Annotated in this window: 18 protein-coding genes and 1 pseudogene; all 19 read left to right on the forward strand. The window is 38.6% G+C overall.

Translation table 11 applies throughout. The features are described from left to right. The first annotated feature begins 15 nt into the window (after positions 1–15). Entirely contained in the window at positions 16–1,785 is a 1,770-nt protein-coding gene (locus tag OSJ91_RS11110) for a nitrilase-related carbon-nitrogen hydrolase (protein WP_485891563.1), read from the forward strand. Positions 1,786–1,920: 135 nt separating this feature from the next. Continuing rightward, positions 1,921–4,047: an ATP-binding protein gene (locus tag OSJ91_RS11115; RefSeq protein ID WP_485891564.1), complete on the forward strand. Its 2,127-nt coding sequence runs from the start codon at positions 1,921–1,923 to the stop codon at positions 4,045–4,047. Further along, positions 4,022–5,437, forward strand: a complete 1,416-nt coding sequence (locus tag OSJ91_RS11120; RefSeq protein WP_350302267.1) for a sigma-54-dependent transcriptional regulator — start codon at positions 4,022–4,024, stop codon at positions 5,435–5,437. Before OSJ91_RS11115 ends, OSJ91_RS11120 begins: the two co-directional genes overlap by 26 nt. 193 nt (positions 5,438–5,630) lie before the next feature. Then, entirely contained in the window at positions 5,631–6,509 is an 879-nt protein-coding gene (locus OSJ91_RS11125; protein ID WP_485891565.1) for a DUF6282 family protein, read from the forward strand. Between the two features lie 12 nt (positions 6,510–6,521). Beyond that, positions 6,522–7,925 (forward strand): FAD-binding oxidoreductase, encoded by a 1,404-nt coding sequence (locus OSJ91_RS11130; RefSeq protein ID WP_413017024.1) that lies wholly within the window; start codon positions 6,522–6,524, stop codon positions 7,923–7,925. Next, entirely contained in the window at positions 7,922–9,283 is a 1,362-nt protein-coding gene (locus tag OSJ91_RS11135; RefSeq protein ID WP_485891566.1) for a (Fe-S)-binding protein, read from the forward strand. The genes OSJ91_RS11130 and OSJ91_RS11135 overlap by 4 nt, the downstream gene beginning before the upstream one ends. A 134-nt stretch (positions 9,284–9,417) precedes the next feature. Next, positions 9,418–10,071 (forward strand): ABC transporter permease, encoded by a 654-nt coding sequence (locus tag OSJ91_RS11140; RefSeq protein WP_133349104.1) that lies wholly within the window; start codon positions 9,418–9,420, stop codon positions 10,069–10,071. A gap of 15 nt (positions 10,072–10,086) precedes the next feature. Next, the gene (locus OSJ91_RS11145; RefSeq protein ID WP_350302271.1) at positions 10,087–11,091 is read left to right on the forward strand and encodes an ABC transporter ATP-binding protein; all 1,005 of its coding nucleotides are present in this window, start codon (positions 10,087–10,089) and stop codon (positions 11,089–11,091) included. Positions 11,092–11,104: 13 nt separating this feature from the next. Beyond that, positions 11,105–11,845: an ABC transporter permease gene (locus tag OSJ91_RS11150; RefSeq protein WP_485891567.1), complete on the forward strand. Its 741-nt coding sequence runs from the start codon at positions 11,105–11,107 to the stop codon at positions 11,843–11,845. Positions 11,846–11,867: 22 nt separating this feature from the next. Beyond that, positions 11,868–12,788 (forward strand): ABC transporter substrate-binding protein, encoded by a 921-nt coding sequence (locus OSJ91_RS11155; RefSeq protein ID WP_485891568.1) that lies wholly within the window; start codon positions 11,868–11,870, stop codon positions 12,786–12,788. A gap of 1 nt (position 12,789) precedes the next feature. Beyond that, positions 12,790–14,112, forward strand: coding sequence for an MmgE/PrpD family protein (locus OSJ91_RS11160; protein WP_485891569.1), 1,323 nt, complete (start codon positions 12,790–12,792; stop codon positions 14,110–14,112). A 1,115-nt stretch (positions 14,113–15,227) separates the two neighbouring features. Further along, positions 15,228–15,488 (forward strand): metal-sensitive transcriptional regulator, encoded by a 261-nt coding sequence (locus tag OSJ91_RS11165; RefSeq protein WP_413017032.1) that lies wholly within the window; start codon positions 15,228–15,230, stop codon positions 15,486–15,488. A 40-nt stretch (positions 15,489–15,528) separates the two neighbouring features. After that, on the forward strand, positions 15,529–15,834 hold the full coding sequence (locus OSJ91_RS11170; RefSeq protein ID WP_485891570.1) for a monooxygenase: 306 nt from the start codon (positions 15,529–15,531) through the stop codon (positions 15,832–15,834). Positions 15,835–15,953: 119 nt separating this feature from the next. Further along, positions 15,954–16,433: a DsrE/DsrF/DrsH-like family protein gene (locus tag OSJ91_RS11175; RefSeq protein ID WP_485891571.1), complete on the forward strand. Its 480-nt coding sequence runs from the start codon at positions 15,954–15,956 to the stop codon at positions 16,431–16,433. Between the two features lie 33 nt (positions 16,434–16,466). Continuing rightward, the gene (locus tag OSJ91_RS11180; RefSeq protein ID WP_485891880.1) at positions 16,467–16,826 is read left to right on the forward strand and encodes a rhodanese-like domain-containing protein; all 360 of its coding nucleotides are present in this window, start codon (positions 16,467–16,469) and stop codon (positions 16,824–16,826) included. Between the two features lie 18 nt (positions 16,827–16,844). After that, complete coding sequence (locus tag OSJ91_RS11185) at positions 16,845–17,141, forward strand: rhodanese-like domain-containing protein (protein WP_485891572.1); 297 nt, start codon at positions 16,845–16,847, stop codon at positions 17,139–17,141. Positions 17,142–17,192: 51 nt separating this feature from the next. Beyond that, positions 17,193–17,765 carry a sulfurtransferase TusA family protein gene (locus tag OSJ91_RS11190; protein ID WP_485891573.1) on the forward strand — a complete coding sequence of 191 codons (573 nt, stop codon included), beginning with the start codon at positions 17,193–17,195 and terminating at the stop codon, positions 17,763–17,765. Positions 17,766–17,793: 28 nt separating this feature from the next. Continuing rightward, positions 17,794–18,188, forward strand: a pseudogene (locus OSJ91_RS11195) (DsrE/DsrF/DrsH-like family protein). A 46-nt stretch (positions 18,189–18,234) separates the two neighbouring features. Continuing rightward, entirely contained in the window at positions 18,235–19,362 is a 1,128-nt protein-coding gene (locus OSJ91_RS11200) for an MBL fold metallo-hydrolase (protein WP_485891574.1), read from the forward strand. Positions 19,363–19,383 lie beyond the last annotated feature (21 nt).

Here is a 19,383-nt window from a genome sequence, read left to right on the forward strand (position 1 = left end):
AAAAGGAGCAACTTTATGGATAATAAGCATCCTTTCAAAGCAGCCATTATTGAGTTTAATCCACTATTAAATCAATTGGACAACAATATTGATCATTTGCTTGAGGCGGTAACAGAAGCAGCGAAGAATGGAGCTAAATTAATTGTCACACCGGAAATGGCTACAACAGGCTATCATTACGAGAATCGTCAGTCTATACTTCCATTTGCAGATACGATCCCGGGGAAAACCACTAAACGTTTTGAAGAAATCACAAAATTTTACGATACACATATTATCATAGGGATGGCGGAGGTAGATGAAGAAGACGGACTTTGCTATAATTCGGCTGCGCTTGTTGGTCCTATGGGATATATCGGAAAATACAGGAAAGTGCATCAATGGGCAACAGAAGATAGCTGGGCACATTGGGGGGACATGGGCATTCCGGTATACGAGACGTCTATTGGGAGGATTGCAGTCATTATTTGTATGGATTCAAGCTATTTTGAATCGGCCCGGATCGTTGCTGTGAAGGGAGCGGATATTCTTTGCTTTCCGACGAATTCAACAGGTGGATCGCTTTCGATGCTGCAGGCATGGGCTGAAATGAACGGTCTGTACGTCATTGGTGCGAATCGTTCCAATACAGAAACCGATTACCATATGATCGGTGCAAGTGCCATTTGGTCACCTTTAGGTAGGAAACTTGCTGAAACCCCATACGTAGAAAAAAGTCACACGAGAGATGAGACAGTCATTTTATATGCAGATATTGACCCTGCTTTATATGAAAATCCCGCAAAAAAAAGAATGGAAAAACGAAAGCCAGACCTATATTCTGATTTAATGTTGCATGTCGGACCTTGGGAGTATAAAAAATCACCATCAGAGCAAATGGATACCGGGACTTTTGAAAAAAAGACTTCTTCTGCTTTATTGCAGTATGAACCGGTAATAGGAGATAAAAAAGAAAATCTTAAGAAAATAAAAAAGCTCTTGGCGGATGCTAGCTTCAAGGCAAAAAAACAAAAGAGCTTGTTATCACTAGTTATTTGCCCGGAACTTTCCTTAACAGGTCCCGTTAATTCACTTAGCCCTGAGGAAATCCGCAAACTTGCTGAACCCATATATGGAGAAACCATTAGAGAAATGAGAATGATTTCAACTGAATATCAAATTAATATCATTTTTGGTATGATAGAGGAAGAAGAGAATCTCCTTTATAATACAGTGGTTCTTCTGACGCCAGAGGAAGATATGGTTACCAAAGCCCGTAAAATTCATTTGTCAGAATCAGACGAACGCTGGGCCTCTGCCGGTTGGGAAATGGTAGTAGCAAATGTAACGGATATAGGTCGTGTGGGCCTTATAGTCGGTAGTGATGCTGCATATCCTGAGGTAGCTGGCATTATTGCCGTAAAACGTGCCGATTTTATTGCCATCCCCTCATGCTGGCATGGTGAATTTGGTGCAACACTGGCGCTTCCTGTAAAAATAATGGAAAATAAGTTTCCGATAAATTCGATGACGACATGGGACGCCACGGCAAGATTTTCGCAAACAAAAACTCTCATTGCGAATTTTATAGGTTCAGATATCGATTGTAAAGGTGGGAGTGCCCTTTATACACCTGATCCGATTTATGGAAGTGACATGCCCGTAGTTGCCTCTTCTGACAGTGAAGAGGTATTGATAGTGGCTAATTCTAAAATGGAACAAAATTGGTGGTTTGATCAACATAAGCTATTACTATCAAGAAGGCCGATTTTTTATCGGGAACTCGTAAAGAAGTTACAAATGTAAGCGCTTCGAATCGTTGGTAAACTTTAATAATAGGTAACAATTAAAAGTGAGGGTGTTAAGAAGCACACATAAAAAGTACTTTAATAACAATGTATAAAGTGCTTTTTTCATTTCTCACATATCGAGGTTTTGTAAATGAAAGTATTTCAATCACGGCTTATGAAGCGTTATGTAACTATTGTTTTAGTTGTCATTTTGTTTGTACTGGCCTCCCTTTATTTGATTGCCGTACATGTAATGAATGGATCTGTACGGTCACAAATGGAATATCGAGATGAACTTATAGCCAAAACCCTTGGCAACCAAACAGAGAATATCTTCAAAAATTCGATTTCCGATATGCGACAGATATCGCCCATTGTTACAAATATTGATAACAAAGCAGAGAATGCTTTTCATGTAGAAATAGAGACGATCTTGGCACAGGATCCACTTTATCTGTTCATAGAAGTATATAAAGAGGATCAGTTGAACCTACGTATTCCGAATGTTCCATTTTCTGATTCTATAGAAAATGGTTCTATTTTAAAAAGGCTCACCTGGAGTCAGACAAGCTATATTTCAAATATGATGGAACTGCCTGACGGCCGCAAGACCATTGCGATTGCCTATCCCTCCATTAATGAAAAGGGAGAATTTAGAGGGAGTGTAGTCGCTTATTTAAATTTAAACGCTTTATCAGAACACCTTCAAAAATTTGCAATCGGGAAAGAGGGAGTGAATGCAATAATTGACCGCAATGGAACAATTATTGCACATACCGACCAAAGTTATATTGGCAAATCCATTCGGAATCATGAGGTTGGGATTCATCTTCAAAAAGAAGATTTTGATGTTTGGAATGGCGAGATTTTTAACAAAGAAATGGCCATTGCGTATCGGCCCATTCTCTTGGGTGATATTAGTTTGATTGTGGGAGAACCGATTAAACAAGCACTAAAGCCTGCAAAAGTGGTCCAAAGATTACTTTTACAAGGTTTTTCCATCGTTTTCATTATCTCAATAGGCCTTGCTATGTTCAGTGCATCAAGAGTGATTCTTCCTGTCACGACTCTCATCAAGCAGGTACAAGAATATAAAGTAGGTAAGCGGAAAGCATTCGTTAAAGTGAAAACAAATGATGAAATTGAGGAATTATCGATTGTTTTATCAGAGATGGCAACGGAATTGAGGGAAAAAGAAAGAAGTATGTTTTATATCCTGGAGTCCATTCCATATTGTGTTATTACTACGGACAAGGATGGTAGGATTATGACCTTTAATAAAGGAGCAGAAGATTTAATGCTTTTTAGCCGGGAAGAAGTATTAAATCAGCTTATTTTTAATTTGCCGATAAAGCATGATATACAAGAGTTCGTTCTTTTAAAAACGTTTAATGCAGGGAAGTCTTTTGAAGAAGTCGAAAGCTATATTATTGATAAAGAAAAGGGGTTTCATGATGTCCGTATCTATGCATCTCTTCTTAAAGGAGAACAAGATGAGTACATCGGCGCCATACTTGTCATTCGTGATGTGAGTGAAGTGAAGAAGCTTGAAGAATACTTAAAACAAAGTGAACGGCTAGCATCACTTGGTGAGCTCACTGCTGGGATTGCCCATGAAATAAAAAATCCTTTAAGTATTATTCAGGTTGCTGCTGAAACAATTCGCCTACAAATAGAAGATGAATTTAAAGAAAAAGAAGTGATTGATGAATTGACAGGAGATATTTTAACAGCATCTGATCGCATGAACAAACTGTTAACTGATTTTCTGAAGCTAACAAAAGATGATGAATATAATAATCATGATCTGATAGATTTGGTTATGATTACTGATGAATTGCTAAATTTATTACGAAGAAAATTTAATGATGCAAACCTTATGGTCACAACCGAATACAATTTTAGTAAAGCTCCCGTTTTGGGGGACCGGCATAAATTGACACAATTGCTTTTAAATATATTTTTGAATAGTATTCAAGCGATAAAAGATGAGGGTAATATTCATGTTGCGCTTAAAGAGAAAGGGGCATATTGGCAGCTTTCCATTTCGGATACCGGAGAAGGCATTAGGAAAGAAAAATTAAACTGGGTCTTCAATCCGTTTTATTCCACGAAACCAGAGGGAACAGGTTTAGGTTTATCTATTGCTCACGAAATTATAGTTCAACATGGTGGGAAGATATGGGCGGAAAGCGTATTCTCTCAAGGAACCACAATACATATTGAAATACTAAAACATGAGGAGAATGAATATGAAGAGCATTCTGTTTGTGGATGATGAAATTAGACTTTTGCGTGTTCTATCATTGTCATTTCGCAAGAAGGGATATGAAGTAATTCTTGCTGCCAATGGACAAGAAGCACGAAGAAGAATGAAAGAAGACGGCCCCAACCTTGTTTTCCTCGATTTAAATCTTCCAGATGCAAATGGTTTGGAACTTTTAGAGGAATTCATGGCACTCTATCCTCAAAAGGTATTTGTCATCATGACGGCTTATGGCGATATAGAAAGCGCTGTATCCGCTATAAGGGCAGGTGCATTTGATTATTTAGAAAAACCAGCGAAACTAGAGGAAATAGAACTTGTTATTAACAGAGCTTATACACTACTTGAAGTAAAACAAGAGAATATCCAACTGAAAAGTCAGTTAAACAAACTTGAATCTATAGAGGGCTTTATTAGTATAAGCAAGCAAATGAAGCAGATTTACGAATTAATTGAACGTGTCTCCGCCACTGATGCAACGGTTCTTCTTCATGGGGAAAGCGGAACAGGTAAAAGTATGATCGCCAAGATGATTCATTCCTTAAGTGATCGCAATAACGGTCAATTCATTGCTGTAAACTGCGCTGCTATCCCTGAAAATTTGCTGGAAAGCGAGATTTTCGGTTATGAAAAGGGTGCATTTACCGGTGCCACAGCAAGTCGTGCAGGGAAATTTGAAGCAGCACAAAATGGTACTATCTTCTTGGATGAAATTGGCGAAGTGCCACTTACGCTTCAAGCTAAGCTTCTTCAAGTCGTGCAGGAGAAATCCTTCATGCGTCTTGGTAGCAATCAATTAAAACAAGTAGACGTTCGAATTATTTCTGCAACAAATCGTAATTTGAAACAAATGGTACAAGAGGGGAATTTCCGTGAAGATTTGTATTATCGCTTGAATATTATAGATATGCATATTCCGGCACTTAGAGAAAGAAAAGAAGATGTTCCCCTTCTGGTTGGGGAATTTTTGGAGAAGCACCGTAAAAAAATGAAGAAAAATTTTCGAGTGTCACCTCAGCTTATGAATATATTGAAAGCATATGAATGGCCAGGAAATGTTCGGGAGCTTCAAAATGCCGTTGAGCGAGCAGCAGTTTTATGTAAGGAGGAAGACTTGTCGTTACAAGATTTCCCTTCTGAAATTAGGGGATCTAGTGAAATGAATGCAGAGTTTCCTTCAATCGTTTCTTTTAATAAAAAGAGAACGCTTCCAGAACAAATGGAAGACATTGAACGGCAATTTATATTGTCTGCGGTTGAAGAGAACGATGGGCAAATTTCCGCAGCAGCCAGAGAGCTGGGAATTTCAAGACAGCGGCTATTTTACAAGATAAATAAGTATCATGAACAAATGAATAAGTCATCTGAAGAAATTAAGCAAAAAAAGGAAGAATTATTTTAATTCTTCTTTTTTTTCGTTTTTCAGATGTTTTTGGCAATCCTCAAAGTTTGTAAAAGTATTTTTTCAAAGCGAAAAATTTTTTTACAAAATATATCAAAAAGATATGTAGAAATTGAAAAAAAGCCCATATATAGTTGGCATGTTACTTGCATTAATTTATTAAAGAATTAACTTTTAAAAAGGAGTGGCATAGATGGATTTTCATCCGTTATTAGAAGGTGCAATAGAGTTACATTGCCATACGTATCCTAGTATTTTCCCAAGAAAGCAGAATGATTGGGAATTTATAGAAGACTTAAAAAAAGCTAAAATGGCAGGTGCCGTATTAAAAGCACATGAGGCATCAACTGTGGACCGCACGACATTAATCCGTTTAAAAGAGCCAGAACTTCATGTTTACGGTGGACTTGTTTTAAATGAATTTACAGGTGGCTTATCACCCAAAGCGGTTGATGCAGCAATAAGGCAAGGTGCCAAAATAATTTGGATGCCGACTATTTCAGCAAATCAGCATTGTTGTAATTTTGCCAAAAAAAAGACCCGCTTTTTTAATAGTGAACGAAGCCTGCCCATTGAAGAAGGTTTAACTATTTTGGATGAGAACAGACAGATAAAACCAGAAGTCATTGAAATTCTGGAACTAATCAGTGAAGCAAATATCACCCTTGCAACAGGTCATCTATCGGAAGAAGAAGTCTCTGTGTTAATTGATGCAGCCAATGAACATCATATCGACAAGATCTTAATTCAGCATGCAGATCTAGGCATTGCCCCAGTATCAATAGAAAAGCAAAAAGAGTTTGCGAAAAAAGGCGCTATAATCGAGAAATGCTATTTAGCCTGCGGTGAGGATTTTCAAGATTTAACGATAGCACAAATGGCTAAGTCAATACGGGAAATTGGTCCAACGTCATGTGTGCTTGTAACAGATTATGGCCAAGAACATAATATTCCGCCAATAGAAGCATTAAGTCGCTTTGTCAGTGCAATGATCGAAGAAGGTATAACAGAAACCGAGATTGAAAGGATGATCGTTCATAATCCAAAGCAGCTTTTAGATATTGAAAAGTGAGGATGACAAGTGATGAAAGAGCAGCTATTAAGGCTAATATATACCATCGTTCCAAAAGAAAGGGTACTGACAGATTTAGCAGAACTTTATTCTTATAGCTTTGATGCATCATTCGGCGAATACTTGCCGGAAATCGTTATTCAACCAAAAAATAAAGTAGAAGTTGCTGACTTGGTCAAGCTTGCAAACGAATTTAAAATTCCTGTTTATCCTAGAGGAGCGGCTACCTCCTTAAGCGGGGGTTCCCTTGCTGTTGAAGGGGGCATGATTCTAGATATGTCACAATTTGAAAAAAAACTTGTGATTGACCGTGAAAATTTACTGGCAATCTCCTCACCAAGTGTAATTACAAGTGACATACAACAAAAGGCAGAAGAGGTAGGCTTATTTTATCCACCGGACCCAAGCAGTTCCCATGTTTCAACAATTGGAGGGAATTTGTTGGAAAATTCAAGTGGTCCAAAAGGCTTGAAATATGGTACTACGAAGGAATATGTAATTGGTTTAGAAGTTGTTACACCAACTGGAGAAATTATTCGCACAGGAGGTCGAACGGTTAAAAATGTGACTGGCTACGATTTAACAAGGCTCATAGTTGGATCGGAAGGCACACTGGGAATTGTAACAGAAGCCATTTTGCGTCTGATACCAAAGCCGCTTGCAAGAAAAACACTTTTAGCTTCATTTGTACGAATTGCTGATTCGGGGCATGCGATAACAAAAATATTATCAAATGGAATATTACCAAGTGCGATGGAATTAATGGATAATGCATGTATTCGTGCGGTTGAAAATTACTCACCAGCAGGTTTGCCCATTGAGGCGGAAGCCATCGTCATTATTGAAGTGGATGGGCATCCAGCGGCAATCGATGAAGAAATAAAAAAATGTGAAGATATCTGTCTTTTACAAGGGGCGACTAGTGTCAAAGTGGCGAAAACAGATGCTGAGCGTGATGAGATTTGGAAAGCGCGTAAAATGGTTTCTCCAGCTATTACACAAATGGGACCAACCAAAATTTCTGAAGATGCGACAGTACCAAGAAGCCAAATCCCCGAGATGATTGAAAAGCTTTATCAAATTCGTGAGAAATATCAGTTGAACCTAGTTGTTTTTGGTCACGCGGGGGACGGTAACCTCCATCCCAATATTATTACAGATAAGAGAAATATCGAAGAAATGAAACGTGTCGAAGATGCAGTCAGTGAAATTTTTGAAGCTGCCATCGAACTTGGCGGTACGCTTTCAGGGGAACATGGGATTGGGATATTAAAATCTCCTTATATGGAATTGGAGCTTGGATCAGATGGATTGCTAATGATGAAAAAAATCAAAGATGCATGGGATCCAAATTCTATATTAAACCCAGGAAAAATATTTCCACAGCCTGGAAAACTAAAGGTGGAATTAACATGAATAAAGCACCTCACGAAAAGGAATTAGCAATTACAGATAAGTTCACTCAAAAATTGCGTGATCTTTCGTATGAAGCAACTAATCAATGTGTGCAATGCGGATATTGTCTTCCTGCTTGTCCAACCTATGAATCTATGGGGAAAGAATCACAATCGCCTCGCGGACGAATTAACCTGGTTAAAATGGCTGCAGAGGGAAAAATCGATCTTCAAAAAGATCTAGCTGAGACAATTGACCTTTGTCTTGGTTGCAGAGCCTGTGAAGTAGCGTGCCCCGTAAATGTACCATACGGACAAATTTATGAGGCAGCTAAAGAAGTCATTACAGAACATCAAAAGCATGAACATCATAAAAAGCAAAAAAATAAACCTAAGATTCAAACAAAAGTGGTCGATTTTACGCTGACCAGTTTATTTCCGCATCGCAATCGTCTTCGTACATTAGGCAATCTAACGTGGCTATATCAAAAAACAAAAATAAATAAAGTGGTGCAAAAAACAAAAATGATTAACAATGTGTCAGAGCCCATGGGACAGTTTGAAAAGATCCTGCCGGAGCTCGAAGCACCAATCAAACGATATAAATACGGACAAAAATTTCCAGCATTAGGCGAGACAAGAGCAGTAATTGCCTTTTTCCCGGGATGCATCATGGACGCTATCATGTCAAAGATTAATAGGCTAACAATTGAACTGCTTCAAGTAATTGGCTGTGAAGTGATTATTCCGAAAAATCAAAAATGTTGCGGTGCACTTCATTCCCATCAAGGAATGAAGGATGGTGCTGTAAAACTCGCAAAAGCAAATATAGAAGCATTTGAAGCATCCGGTGCCGATTATTATGTCAATAACGCTGGAGGCTGCGGAGCGATGCTTAGTGAGTATAATCACCTTTTTGGCGAAGAACCTGAATGGAAAAAGCGCAGTGAAGCATTTGTAGGGAAATCAAAAGATATTACCGAAATTCTGGTGAAGTTTGGTCCACTCCCGTTTAAAAAAGAATGGAATGGTATTATAACTTATCAAGATTCTTGTCATTTGAGAAATGTCCAGGGAGTATTTCAAGAACCTAGGGAGCTTCTTAGATCCATACCAGGGGCAAGTTTTATGGAGATGGAGGGAAGTGACCGCTGCTGTGCATCCGGCGGTATTTATAATTTAATGAATTTTGATGAATCGATGAAAATATTAGACGAAAAGATGTATAAGGCGGGAAAAACAAACGCAAAAACAATTGTAACAACAAATCCGGGGTGCCTGCTCCAAATGAAACTAGGTGTAGAGAGAAGCGGTACAGGAGATGATGTGGATGCTAAACACATTGTAGAAATATTGGCAGAAGCTTGTTTAATTAAGTAGGAAAACGTTTTTATAAGTGACATTAGACCATATTAAGAAGCAATTTATTTTTACAACTAAATAAAAAAGTGACCTGAATTATGCAAGACTATCAAGTCATAATCGAATCATTTAAATTAAAGGAGGGTAAAAAAGTGGATTTATTGGACTTTATCGGGTCGAACTGGGGAGAGCTTTTAGCAATGACATGGGAGCACATCCAATTAGTTGGATTAGCAGTTGGTGTAGCCATATTACTCGGTGTTCCATTTGGAGTTTATATTACACAGCATGAAAAGTTATCAAATCTTGTACTGGCAGTAGCAGGCATTATTATGACGATACCAAGTATTGCACTGTTCGGTATCATGATTCCGATTTTATCTATCATTAATCAAGGGATTGGGTTTTTACCAGCGTTTATCGCATTGGTCTTGTACTCGCAGCTTCCAATCATCCGTAATACATTCATCGCTGTTAAAAATGTAGATCCCAATATGCGCGACGCTGCAATAGGAATGGGAATGACGGCATGGCAACGTCTTTTAAAAGTTGAAATCCCAATTGCCCTTCCAGTAATTATGGCAGGAATTAGAATGGCCGTTGTATTAACGATTGGAATTGGGGCAATTGCTGCCTATATCGGTGCGGGTGGACTTGGGGTATATATCGCAAGAGGAATATCCACAAGTTACACAGAGATGGTTCAAGCTGGAGCCATTGCCGTTTCAATATTAGCGATCGCTGCTGATTATTTACTAGGTCAGGTACAAAAACGGGTTTCGCCCAAAAAAGCTCATATAGGATAAGAAAGGGGATGACTTATGATTACATTTAAAAATGTGTCGAAGGTATACAAAAGCTCTGGAAAATCGGTGAAGGCAGTAGATAATGTAAATATGACAATTGAAAAAGGAGAAATTTGTGTATTTCTTGGTCCCTCAGGTTGTGGGAAAACAACTCTTTTACGAATGGTTAATCGTTTGGTTTCTATCACAGAGGGGACTATTGAAGTCGGAGGAAAAGATATTTACTCATTGGATCCAATCGAATTGAGACGTTCAATCGGTTATGTAATTCAACAAAATGGTTTGTTTCCCAATATGACAATTGAACAAAACATTAATGTTGTACCAAAGATGCTGGATTGGAACGAAGGGGAAATGAAAAAAAGATACAAAGAATTAATGGAGATGATGGGGTTAAACCATGAGGAATACCGAAAGCGTTATCCTTGGGAATTATCAGGCGGACAGCAACAGCGTATTGGAGTGGCAAGGGCGCTGGCGGCAGACCCGCCAGTTATGTTGATGGATGAACCATTTGGGGCACTAGATCCGATTATTCGCGATCGGTTGCAAAATGAATTTTTACGAATTCAAAAAGATGTAAAGAAAACGATCTTATTTATCAGTCACGATATCGATGAGGCTTTGTGTCTTGGGGATAAAATTGCTATATTTAACGATGGCCAAATCATGCAGTATGGAACACCGGATGAGATTTTGTCTAATCCAAAAAATGATTTTGTTAACAACTTTATTGGAAGTGATCGTGAAATTAAACGTTTACAACTATTAACGGTCAGGGATCTATTAAATAAAGCGAAAAAGGTAAATCGAAAAATGAATATGAAAATTGAATCTAGCGAATATGTGGTTAATATTGATGCAGATCTTCGAACAGCACTGTCTCTATTATTATCATCACCAAAAGGGGAAGCTGTGATTTTGGATCATAAAGGACAGCCAAGCGGAGTATTAGGCATTGGTGACTTTGAAGTTTTGACAGGTGTTCACCCTTCGAAATTAAAGTCAATAATTCAATAAGGTGGGTGTCTTAATGAAGGAAATAAACAAGATAGAAATATTGATTCGTGCTTTGTTAGTGTTGATTATTGTTGCACTGCTAGCTTATGCTCTCCAATCAGGTGCATTTCAATATATAAAAGATAACTCTGGTGAACTTCTTCATTTGGCCGGACAGCATTTGAAATTGGTGGCGCTTTCATCCATGGCAGCCATTTTTGTGGCCGTGCCGCTTGGAATTTTTATTACGAGACCACAGTTTAAAAAATTTGAATTTATTGTAGTTAATTTTGCGAATATCGGACAAACAGTGCCAAGTATAGCCATTTTAGCGCTTGTCATGAGTTATTTAGGTTTAGGCTGGCAAACCGCGGTATTTGCGCTGTGGTTCAGCTCACTTCTTCCAATTTTACGGAATACGATTGCTGGAATTCAATCGGTTCCTCCATCGATAATTGATGCTGGAACAGGAATGGGTATGACGCAAAAACTCATTCTTTTCAAGCTTGAACTCCCGAATGCTTCATATGCAATTCTTGCAGGCATTCGTACCGCAACCGTTATTAATGTGGGATCAGCCGCACTTGCCTTCTTAATTGGAGGAGGTGGGTTAGGTGACCTTATATTCACCGGAATCTCACTTTACGATCCAGGCATTATGCTCGCAGGTGCCATGCCCGTTATCTTTTTGGCCATTGCTATTGATTTCTTATTAGGGAAAATTGAAGTAGCCACTACTCCGAGAGGATTGCAAAGAAAAGCTGATTTTATTTAAGACAATAAAGGGGGAAGTAAAAATGAAAAAGTTTAGCATGTTATTTTGTGTCGCACTTCTTGCCTGTATGCTTACAGCATGCAGTTCTTCGGAGTCTAATGCCGGTTCAAATGAAAATAAAGGGAAAATTACAGTGGGAGGAAAGGATTTTACTGAACAGCACATTTTGACACAAATCACTTCTATTTATTTGAAAGAAAAAGGATACAAAGTCGATGAAGCAAGTAGTATGGGCAGTACAGTGGCACGTTCCGCGCTTGAAAATGGTCAGCTCGATGTGTACTGGGAGTATACGGGTACAGCACTTATGGTTTATTTAAAGGAACCAGTTGAAACTGATCCCGAAAAGGCATATGAAAAAGTAAAAGAAATCGACAAAAAGAATAAACTTGAATGGTTAAATAAATCCGAATTTAATAACACATATGCTATTTTAATGCGCGAAGATTATGCAAAAGAATTAGGAATCAAATCCATATCGGATCTAGCTGATATTGTAAATCAAGATTCTAGTAAATTAAAATTTGGATCGAACTCTGAGTTCTATGCGCGAAAAGATGGAATGAAAGGCTTAGAGAAAAAATATAATTTTTCTTTACCAGCTAAAAATGTTGTCAAAATGGATACAGGACTTTTATATAACTCCTTAAAAGAAGGCCAGGTTGATGTAGCTGTAGGTTTTGCTACAGATGGACGCATTGAAGGTTTTAAACTTGTTGTGTTAGAAGATGATAGTCAGTTTTTTCCGGCATATAATGGAGCACCGGTCATTCGTCAAGAAGTATTAAAGAAAAATCCGGAATTAAGAGATCTCCTTAATGCACTTTCAGATAAGTTAGATTCAGATACAATGAAGAATTTAAATTATCGTGTTGATATTAAGCATGAAGATATTAATGAAGTGGCTAAAACATGGCTGGATGAACAGGGAATGCTAGATTGAGATGAAAGCTAATAATTCGCTCATCACCTATATTGAATCTGAGTCGATTCAGAGTTTAGATAGTGGCACACTAACTTCACTCAAAGAAGCTTTAGCAGACATTATCGCTTGTACCATTGCAGGCCGCAATACGAAAGCAGCAGAGATTGCAAAAGTATTTGCTGTTTCGCAGTGGGGGATGGGAAACAGTTCGCTTTTCCTGTTCCCAGAAAGATTAACGCCTGCCGGAGCAGCTTTTGTTAATGCGACAATGGCAAATGCCCTCGATTTAGATGATGGACATCGCCTCACAAAAGGACATCCCGGCGCTGTCATTTTCCCCGCTGTGCTCGCCGTTGCAGAAGATAATAATATAAGCGGAGAAGAGTTTTTGACGGCACTTCTTATAGGCTATGAAGTGGGGATCCGTGCAGGTATTGCTGCACACCTGACCCGGCTAGACTATCACTGCACCGGTTCATGGGGAGCAGTTGGAGCTGCCGCAGGTGTTTCGTACATTTTAGGACTTAAGGGAGGAACAATTGAGCACGCACTGGGCAATGCAGAATATTTTGGTGCTTATTCTCCAATGATGCGCTGCATCGAACATCCTTCCATGTTAAAAGACGGGATTAATTGGGGGTGTATGGCCGGGGTCAGTGCTGCCCATTTGGCAAAAGCAGGCTATACAGGGATTCCATCACTATTTACATTAGAAGAAGCAGAAGGACTTACAAACGATTTAGGAAAAAGTTATCGCGTAAATGAACTATATTATAAGCCGTATGCATGCTGTCGGTGGGCACAGCCAGCTATTGAAGCCATTAGGGAAATCCAAAGTGAAAATATACTAATATCCGAAAATATTAAAAAAATAGTAATTCATACATTTACAGAATCTGCAGCATTATCGAAAGAATATCCAAAAACTACAGAGGAAGCACAGTATAATTTACTTTTTCCTGTTGCAGCATTTCTTTCTTACGGTGAAGTGGGTCCAAAACAAGTACTAGAACATCTGAATGATCCAATTATTCTTAGCATGATGGACAAGATTACAGTAGTAGTGGATCAAAAACTTAACGAAGCATTTCCTGAAAGGGCATTAAGTATGGTTAAAATAGTAATGCAGGATGGTAACACTTATCAATCCGATATTATACAAGCAAGAGGAGACTATGATTATCCGTTAAACGCTGAAGAAAAAAAAGAGAAGTTTTTCTGGCTGACAACGCCAATTCTAGGAAAAGAATCTGCGAAGAGTTTATTAGAATCCATTCAAAGCCTTGAACATTTGAAAAGTATTCGAGAGCTTATACCTACAATAGAGGCAAAGAGTAAATAAAAAATAGTAGTGCAAACCAAGGGATAGGTTTGCACTACTATTTTTTTACTATAATTGGTGGAGTCAGTAGGAACCTTCTAATTAATAGTCATTATGAAATCTAGTTAATAATAGTAGACGATGCCATCTTATATCCAATAGCAGGATAGACATTATGCGGTTCAAGAGATTAATTTTCTAGAGGGAGATTAGATTGGCAATTTCATAAGCTTTCAAAAACATCTATATCAAGACAAGTTTTTCATCACCCCGGTTAAAACGAGTTTGAAGAATTCTCCTCTAAGCTTGATACTAAACTTTATAAGTTAGTTTAACTAGCTTGACAATATACCCCCATAGGTATAATATGAACTCACAAGTTAAAAAAACACAAATTCACGAGTAAAACGTGCAAACTCACGAGTAAATCGCCCAAATTCACGAGTAAAACGCCCAAACTCACGAGTAAAACGCCCAAATTCAAGAATAAAATGCAAACTCACGAGTAAATCGCCCAAATTCACGAGTAAAACGCCCAAATTCATGAGAAAAGCACTCAAATTCAAGAATAAAATGCAAACTCACGAGTAAAACGCCCGAATTCACGAGTAAAACGCGCAAACTCACGAGTAGAGTGCCTAAACTCACGAGTAAAGTGCCTAAACTCACGAGTAAAACGCCCAAATTCAAGAATAAAATGCAAACTCACGAGTAAAACGCCCAAATTCAAGAATAAAATGCAAACTCACGAGTAAAACGCCCAAATTCACAAGTAAAACGTGCAAACTCACGAGTAAATCGCCCAAATTCACGAGTAAAATGCCTAAACTCACGAGTAAAACGCCCAAATTCACGAGTAAAATGCGCAAACTCACGAGTAAAACGCCCAAATTCATGAAAAAAGCATTCAAATTCAAGAATAAAATGCAAACTCACGAGTAAAATGCGATTTAATTTGGCTAGGGGCTTATAATCATAAGCTCGATTAGGTTGATTATGCCTATTGAAACGTTTTTATTAAGAAATCTGTTGTAAACATCCATGTCATTGCTTCTAATAAACTGGAAGTGAACTTGGGGCACTTCTTATCGGAAAAAGGAGATTAGCTATTGTTGTAAATAGAAGGGAGGCGAAGTATGGAGTATGATAAAAGCAGCATTCATCGCTTGAAGCGGATTGAAGGACAAATCAAGGGTGTTCTTGGCATGATGGAGCAGGGAAAAGATTGCAGGGAAGTCGTCACTCAGTTGTCTGCTGCACGTAATGCCATCGATAGGGCCATGGGTGTTATCGTAAGTGCCAATCTTGAGAAATGCGTTCGGGAAAATGTCGTGAAAGGCGAAGGCACTGATCATCTAGTCAAGGAAGCGGTTAATTTACTAATTAAAAGCAGGTAAAAGAATTAGATCCTTTCCTGTAAAAAAAGGAGTGTTATTCATGTCTTATATTTTACAAGTGGATTTTAAAATGGAGGGACCATTTGGTCACGAAATGGTAAAAGAATTTACTGATTTAGCAAAAGGCATTAATGATGAAGAGGGCTTGATCTGGAAGATTTGGACCGAAGACAGTGAGGCAAAGGAAGCAGGTGGCATTTATCTGTTTGAAACGAAGGAATCCGCAAGTATGTACTTGACTATGCACACAGCTCGGTTAACAGGATTTGGTATAGAGAAGGTTAATGGAAAAATATTCGAAGTGAATGAAGGTTTGACTTTAATCAATCATGGACCAATTAAATAAAGAAAAACCTATGCCATTCATTTTTAGTGAAGTGGGTTGACGAACTAAATTTTTTAGCATAATATATACCCCGCAGGGTATTAAAGTTAAATGAAATATAAATCAGGGGGAAAACATAAATGACTGAAAAGAAAAGAACGACGATCATATTATTTAGTGGTGATTATGATAAGGCAATGGCTGCTTATATCATTGCAAATGGGGCGGCGGCTTACGATCATGAAGTGACCATCTTCCATACATTCTGGGGATTGAATGCTTTAAGGAAGGATGAGCCGATTTCATTAAAAAAAGGATTTCTTGAAAAAATGTTTGCAAAAATGATGCCGCGTGGTTCTGATAAAATGGGTCTATCAAACATGAACTTTGCTGGGATGGGGCCTAAAATGATCAAACATGTGATGAAAAAGCATAACGCCATGTCACTGCCGAATTTAATTGAGCTGGCCCAAGAACAGGAAATCAAACTAATAGCCTGTACGATGACTATGGATTTATTGGGCTTGCAGCAAGAGGAATTAATGGATGGAATTGAGTATGCAGGTGTTGCGGCTTATTTAGCTGAAGCAGAGGATGGAAATGTAAACTTATTTATATAAATTTGGGTACTGGAGTGAGTCCAATTGGGAACTATATTTAATCTCATCATATTAAGTTTCATCGTTTGGTTTTTATATCAGCACTTTGTCCCGGCAAAGGGGATAAAAAATATAAATGCGGCTGATTTAAAAGCTCTGTTGAATAATAAAGGAAATAAGCAGTTCATTGATGTCCGTACTTCTAATGAATATAGGGGCAATCACATTAAGGACTTTAAAAATATACCTCTAAGCGAACTTGGCAAAAGGACACAAGAACTTTCAAAGGATAAAGAAGTGGTTGTAATCTGCCAAAGCGGGATGAGGAGCAGTAATGCGAGTAAAGTATTGAAGAAACTCGGGTTTAATGAAGTCACCAACGTAAAAGGCGGCATGAGTTCTTGGCACGAATAAAAGGAGGATCTTAAAAAGATGAAAGAAATTTTACCGAATGAAGTGAATGCATTATTGAAGGGAAACTCGCCAGTACATATTATTGATGTGCGGGAGGTGGATGAAGTAAAGGCAGGGAAAATACCAAATGCTTTGAATATCCCGTTGGGTCTGGTGGAATTTAGAATGCAGGATCTGGATAAATCAAAAGAATATATCATCGTCTGCCGTTCAGGGGGCAGAAGTTCAAGGGCAGCAAAGTTACTTGAGGATCATGGATATAAGGTGTTGAACATGATGGGTGGTATGAATGAATGGGAAGGTCCCATAGCATAATTTTATATCCGAATATACCCCCACCCCTAAAAAACACAAGGAGGAAATAAAATGATTAAAACAAATTCCGTTTTGGATGCTAAAGGTTTAGCTTGTCCAATGCCAATCGTAAAAACGAAAAAAGCCATGAATGGGCTGGAAGCGGGGGAAGTATTGGAAGTTCAAGCAACTGATAAAGGGTCAACCGCCGACATGAAAGCTTGGGCGGAAAGTTCAGGTCACCAATACTTGGGTACGGTTGAAGAAGGACCAACACTAAAACATTATCTTCGGAAAGCAAACGGAGAAGAAACAGCAGTGAAGAAGCATGAAAAAATCGTTTCAAATGAAGAACTCCTTCAACTAATGCAAGAAAACAGAAATACGATCATCCTGGATGTACGAGAATCCGCAGAATATGCTTTTAATCACATTCCAGAAGCAAGATCCCTTCCAATGGGTGAATTGGAACAACGTATGGGTGAACTTGATAAAGAGTCAGAGATTTTCGTGATTTGCCGTACAGGCAGCCGAAGTGATCTTGCTGCACAAAAACTGACGGCGGCCGGTTTTGAACGGGTATTCAATGTTGTACCCGGCATGAGCCAATGGAACGGTCCTTCACAAAAATCCGTGAATGAATAAAAGTGACTACAAAATGTAGGAATATATCATGACGAATAAAGTATCTATAATCGCAAGTAATGGTGGATTATTTGACGCATATAAAGTGTTTAACATCGCAACGGCAGCAGCAACAACAGATCAAAAAGAGCCATTTTCTTTACTTTCGAAGTCTTGAACTTAATTCATAAAGAAGCGAATGGACAGCTTCCACTCCCTGAAGGTAAAGAGCACTTTGCCGAAGACTTTAAAAAGGCCAATGTTCCTTCCATTCCAGAATTAGTTACCATGGCACAGGAAATGGACGTCAAGTTTTTTGGGTGTCAAATGACCATGGACGTTTTGGGCATGGAAAAAGAAGCTTTCGTTGCCGGTATCGAAGTAGGTGGAGCGGTCACATTTTTGGAGTTCGCTAAGAATGCTGATGTTACATTAACCTTTTAATGAAGGAAAAATTTTGAAATCATTAATACTATAGGGGGTATAAAATATGGCGTTTAAGCAAATGACAGCCGCTGAGGTTTCAAAGAAAGTAATCAATAAAACCGACTTATTTATTTTGGATGTTCGAAATGAAAGTGACTACAATGATTGGAAAATTGAAGGGGAGAATTTTGAATTCCTTAATACCCCTTACTTTGATCTACTGGATGGCGTGGAAGAAATTCTCGATCAAATCCCGTCCAATAAAGAAATCCTTGTAGTATGTGCAAAGGAAGGCTCATCCGTCATGGTAGCTGAAATGTTATCTGAAGCTGGATTGGATGTTTTTTATTTAAAGGGCGGCATGAAAGCATGGAGTGAATACTTGGAACCAGTGAGGATCGGCGAATTGACAAATGGCGGCGAAATTTTCCAATTTGTTCGACTTGGTAAAGGCTGTTTATCTTACATGGTCGTTTCCAATGGTGAAGCAGCCGTAATTGATTCCACAAGAATGATAGATACCTATCTTGATTTCGCCGATGATATCGGCGTGAAAATTACACATGTTCTGGATACGCACTTACATGCCGATCATATTTCAGGTGGAAGACGAATAGCGGAAGTAACAAATGCAGCTTACTGGCTGCCGCCAAATGATGCGGCTGAAGTAACTTTTGAATATCAGCCATTAGAAGGCGGGAAAGTGATAACGATTGGTCATACTGCGATTGATATCCAAGCATTATACTCCCCGGGCCATACCATTGGATCTACATCATTTGTGGTCGATCAAAAATACTTGCTAAGCGGGGATATACTATTCATTGATTCGATTGGCAGACCGGACCTAGCTGGGCTGGCTGAGGATTGGGTAGGCGACTTGAGAGAAACACTGTATTCACGTTATAGAGAATTATCAGACGAGTTAATCGTATTGCCATCACATTTCATGATCATTGATGAATTGAATGAAGATGGAAGTGTCGCTAAAAAGTTGGGTGCGTTGTTTGCTGAAAATCACGGATTGAACATTGCAGATGAAACGGAATTCAGAGAGCTTGTAACAGGTAATTTACCGCCTCAGCCAAACGCTTATCAAGAAATTCGCGAAACCAATATGGGGAAAATCGAGCCTGACGATGAAAAACAGCGCGAAATGGAAATCGGGCCAAATCGCTGTGCGGTTCGTTAATACCGATAAAAATAGAAGCCA

The organism is Bacillus sp. T-10(2022) (assembly GCF_056502895.1).